Origin of the sequence: Rathayibacter sp. AY2B7, from assembly GCF_002931635.1 — a bacterium.
Taxonomy (GTDB): Bacteria; Actinomycetota; Actinomycetes; order Actinomycetales; family Microbacteriaceae; genus Rathayibacter.
Genome location: NZ_PSUC01000161.1, coordinates 1 through 4,450, shown reverse-complemented (window position 1 = coordinate 4,450; position 4,450 = coordinate 1). Strand labels below are relative to the sequence as shown.

Here is a 4,450-nt window from a genome sequence, read left to right as displayed (position 1 = left end):
CCGCTGCAGATCCGCCGCGAGCGCCGGGTTCTTGAAGGCCGCGGCGATGGTGTCGGGGATGCGGCTGAAGAGCACCGAGAAGATCACGGCGGTGCCCAGGGTGCCGCCGATCTGGCGGAAGAACGTGGAGGCGCTGGTCGCGACTCCCATGTTCGCCACGTCGACCGAGTTCTGCGAGGCCAGGGTGAGGGTCTGCATCATCTGCCCGAGCCCGAGGCCCAGCATCAGCATCCCGCCCATCATGAAGACCACCGGCTTGTCGATCGTCACGAAGGTGAAGTAGAAGAACGCGGCCGACATCAGGAAGGTGCCGACGATCGGGAAGGCGCGGTAGCGGCCTGTGCGCGAGATGATCTGACCCGAGACGATCGAGGCGATCATCAGGCCGAGGATCATCGGCAGCATCAGGAAGCCGGACTCGGTCGGCGTGGCGCCGTTCACCAGCTGCAGGTACAGCGGGATCGCCATCATGCCGCCGAACATGCCGAAGCCGACGAGGACGCCCAGCACGGTCGCCATCGAGAAGGTCGGCGAGCGGAAGAGCTTGAGGGGGATGAGCGCGTCGTCGCCCATCATCCGCTCGGCCGCGATGAAGCCGATGACGCCCAGCGCGCCGACGATGTAGCAGACCCACGCGATCGGCGAGCCCCAGCCCCACTCGCGGCCCTGCTCGGCGATCAGCAGCAGCGGGCCCGCGGCGATGACGACGAGGGAGGCGCCCCACCAGTCGATCCGCACCGAGCGCTTGCCGGCGGGCTTGGGCAGGTGGAGGAACCGCACGACGATGAAGAGCGCGACGGCGCCGATCGGGAGGTTGATCAGGAAGACCCAGCGCCAGCCGGTGATGAAGAGGATCTCGGGGGTGCCGGCGAGCAGGCCGCCGATGAGCGGTCCGACGACGCTGGAGATCCCGAAGACGGCCAGGAAGTAGCCCTGGTACTTGGCGCGCTCGCGCGGGGGCAGGATGTCGCCCATCACCGTGAGCGCGAGCGACATGAGTCCGCCGGCGCCGAGGCCCTGCACGGCGCGGAAGCCCGCGAGGCCGAGCATCGAGGTCGAGAAGCCGGCGAGCGTCGAGCCGATCAGGAACAGCACGATCGCGATCAGGTAGAGCGGGCGGCGTCCGAAGATGTCGGAGAGCTTGCCGTAGATCGGCGTCGCTATCGTCGAGACGATCAGGTAGGCGGTGGTCACCCACGCCTGCTGCGAGAGGCCGTCGAGGTCGTCCGCGATGGTGCGCATCGAGGTGCCGACGATGGTCTGGTCGAGCGAGGAGAGGAACATCCCCGCCATCAGGCCGAAGATGACGAACAGGATCTGCCGGTGCGACATCACGGCGCCGGACGGCGTCGAGGTCGGAGCGGATGGAGCGGAGGCGGAGTCGGCCACGGTGGTCCCCTTGTCTGGCGGACGCGTCCAGGCACGGCGATCCGCCGCAAACGTTGCGTGCTGCGCAAAGTTACACCGCGTGCGGAGAGCGCGACAGAGCGTCCGGCGAGCCTGAACGGGATCTCAGGGCCGCCGTGCCGGGGCCGTGCATCAGGCCGGAGCGGGGACCGCCTCGTCCGCCCAGCCGGCCTCACGGAGCGCTGCGCGGGCCTCGGCTCGGGCCGAGTACGGCGTGCGCACGCCGAGGATGTCGCGGTAGTTCTGGTGCCCGGGGCCGGCCCAGAGGATGGCGTCGCCCTCGTGCGCCAGGGAGACGGCGACGCGGATGGCGCGCTTGGGGTCGTCGACCTCGTGGATCTCGGCGTCCGGACGTGCGGCGCGGGCGGCCCCGACGAGGGTGCGCCGGATCGAGGCCGGGTCCTCGAAACGCGGGTGGTGGTCGGTCACGACCAGCACGTCGCTGCCCAGGACGGCGGCTTCGGCCATCGCCGGGCGCTTGAGCGCGTCCCGGTCGCCGTCGGCGCCGAACACCATGACCACGCGGCCGGGAGTGACCTCGCGGACGGCCTCCAGGGTGCGGGCGAAGGCGTCGGCGCTGTGGCCGAAGTCGACGTACACCGTGGGGCCGCGGTCGCCGGAGACGCGCTCGGTGCGGCCGGGGAGGGAGGCGTCCACTCCGCCGTCGCGGTGCAGCGCGGCGCGGATCTCGCCGATCGGCCGACCGGACTCGATCAGCATCACGATCGCCAGTCCGGCGTTGGCGGCCATGTGGGTGCCGATGATCGGGACGGAGGTCGTGATGGCACGGCCCTCGCGGTTCCCGATCCGGAAGCGGGTGCGGCCGAACTCCTGCTCGAGCACCGTCACGGTCCAGTCGGCGTCGACGCCCGGGAGGGAGGTGATCGTGGTGACCGGCACGCCGGCGACCTCGACGAGGCGCGCGCCCGCGGGGGAGTCGAGCGAGACGACGGCCCGGCGCGCGCGATCGGGCTGGAACAGCTGGGCCTTCTCGCCGAAGTAGGTGTCCATGTCGCCGTAGTCGTCGAGGTGGTCGTGGCTGAGGTTCGTGAAGCCGGCGACGTCGAAGACCACGCCGTCGACGCGGTGGCGGGTGAGCGCCTGGGCGCTGACCTCGATCGCGGCCGCGCCGACGCCCTCCTCCTCCATGCGGGCGACGAGCGCGTGCAGCTCCGTCGCCTCCGGGGTGGTCAGGCCGCTGGTCACCGAGGTGTCGCCGATGTGACGCTCCGCGGTCGAGCTGAGGCCGGGCACGACGCCGAGCTGGCGGAGGATCCCCTCGAGCATGTGGACGGTCGACGTCTTGCCGTTGGTGCCGGTCACGCCGAGCAGCACGGGGGAGCGCTCGGCCGTCCCGTAGACGGCGGCGGCGACGGCGCCCAGGCGGGAGCGGGGGTCGTCGACCACGAGGACGGGCAGACCCGTCGCGCGCGCGGCATCGGCGCCCGCGGTGTCGGTCAGCACGGCGGAGGCGCCGCGGGCCACGGCCTGCTCGACGAACTCGGCCCCGTGGCGGTTGACCCCGGGCAGGGCGACGAAGAGGTCGCCGGGCTCGACGTCGGAGGCGATCAGCGTCACTCCGCTGATCTCGGCCGTCAGGCCGCCCTCGTCGCCGACCTCGAGCGTCCGAGCGAGGGCGGCGAGAGGGACGGAGGGTGCGGTGAGGGGTCGGAGCATGGGGTCCTTCCATCGACGGCTCCGTGGGGGGCCGTGCGGCCGAGGGGGCGGTCGCACGCGGAGTCGTGGCTGTCACTCAAGCTAGGGGGTCTGCTTATGTGAATCCTTAGAGGATATGCGCGACCCGCGTGGAGGGGCACGGGTGGACAGAACCGATCGCCGGTGCTTCAGCAGATGCGCAGGAACGGGTCTGTCTAGGCTCGGAGGATGACGTCGAACGAGAACGAGCCGACCGGTGGGCGCCCCGTCCGCCGCCGAGCCCTGGTCATCGGGGGTGTGGCCGCCGCGGCGGGCCTGACCGCCCTGGGGGTCGGAGCCGCCATCGGGAACGGAGCGCCGGCGCCCTCGCCGACCCCCTCGACGGCACCGCCCGCTCCGTCGCCCTCCGCCGCCGCGACCACTTCGGCGCCCACGGCGGAGCAGACCGCCACGCCTACTCCTACTCCCACGCCAACTCCCACTCCCACTCCCACCGGGATCGACCTCACCGCGCAGTCCGTCGACGACCCGGCGAGCACCTGGGTCGTCGTCAACAAGCTGCGGACGCTCGCGCCGGTCGACTACGTCCCCGCCGACCTGACCTTCCCCGACGTGCCCTACGTCAACCGGCAGCCGATGCGCCAGGCGACCGCGGACGCCCTCGTGCCGCTCTTCGCCGCCGCCGGCTCCGAGGCCGGCCTCTCACTGGCCGTGCAGAGCGCCTACCGCTCCTACGACACCCAGGTCAGCGTCTACGCGGGCTGGGTGTCCTCACGCGGGCAGGCGGGAGCGGATGCGACGAGTGCGCGCCCGGGGCACAGCGAGCACCAGACCGGCTGGGCGGTCGACGTGGTGGGAGCGTCGGGCGCGTGCGCGCTCGAGATCTGCTGGGGCGACACTCCGGAGGGGCAGTGGGTCGGCGCCAACGCCCACCGCTTCGGCTTCCTCGTGCGCTACAAGCCCGACACCACTCCGATCACGGGGTACGAGTCGGAGCCGTACCACCTGCGGTACGTCGGGACCCAGCTCTCCGGGTACCTGCACGACTCCGGCATCGAGACGCTCGAGCGCGTCTTCGGCCTTCCGGATGCGCCCGATTACGCGCCGGGGACCACTTCCTAGGCGGTCTAGCGATCACAGACGGACACGATCGGGCGTGACACGCGCCGCTCGTTACCGTACTGTTATTCGGAGCGCTTTCGGAGGCCCGTCTGACGGGTCTCCCACCCCCGCCTGGTGACATAGCCGCTTCCCCTGCTCCCGAGCCCGGTCCCCCGCCGAGCCGCCGACCCGTGAGAGCTGGGTCCCGACGTACCGCAGGTGGTACGGCTCCGACTCGTACCCCGTGATCGGAGTGGTGTCGGGCTTGTAGCGCACGAGGAAGCCG

3 protein-coding genes and 1 pseudogene are annotated in these 4,450 nt (G+C 71.5%); 1 reads left to right on the top strand and 3 read right to left on the bottom strand.

Features of this window, described 5'->3' with window-relative positions; translation table 11 throughout:
• A partial coding sequence (locus C5C27_RS16640) for an MDR family MFS transporter (RefSeq protein ID WP_146079733.1) occupies positions 1-1,332 on the bottom strand: 1,332 nt, incomplete at its 3' end.
• A gap of 207 nt (positions 1,333-1,539) precedes the next feature.
• Positions 1,540-3,084, bottom strand: a complete 1,545-nt coding sequence (locus C5C27_RS16635; RefSeq protein ID WP_104314956.1) for a Mur ligase family protein — start codon at positions 3,082-3,084, stop codon at positions 1,540-1,542.
• Between the two features lie 207 nt (positions 3,085-3,291).
• On the opposite strand from C5C27_RS16635, the gene C5C27_RS16630 reads away from it, so the two are divergent.
• Positions 3,292-4,185 carry a D-alanyl-D-alanine carboxypeptidase family protein gene (locus C5C27_RS16630; RefSeq protein ID WP_104314955.1) on the top strand — a complete coding sequence of 298 codons (894 nt, stop codon included), beginning with the start codon at positions 3,292-3,294 and terminating at the stop codon, positions 4,183-4,185.
• Positions 4,186-4,236: 51 nt separating this feature from the next.
• On the opposite strand, the pseudogene C5C27_RS16625 reads toward C5C27_RS16630, so the two are convergent.
• Positions 4,237-4,450 (bottom strand): annotated as a pseudogene (locus C5C27_RS16625) (D-alanyl-D-alanine carboxypeptidase family protein); the annotation flags it as partial.

Coding starts and splice junctions, on each gene's coding strand:
- C5C27_RS16635 (WP_104314956.1), bottom strand. CDS start 3,084: ATGCTCCGACCCCTCACCGCACCCTCCGTCCCTCTCGCCGCCCTCGCT.
- C5C27_RS16630 (WP_104314955.1), top strand. CDS start 3,292: ATGACGTCGAACGAGAACGAGCCGACCGGTGGGCGCCCCGTCCGCCGC.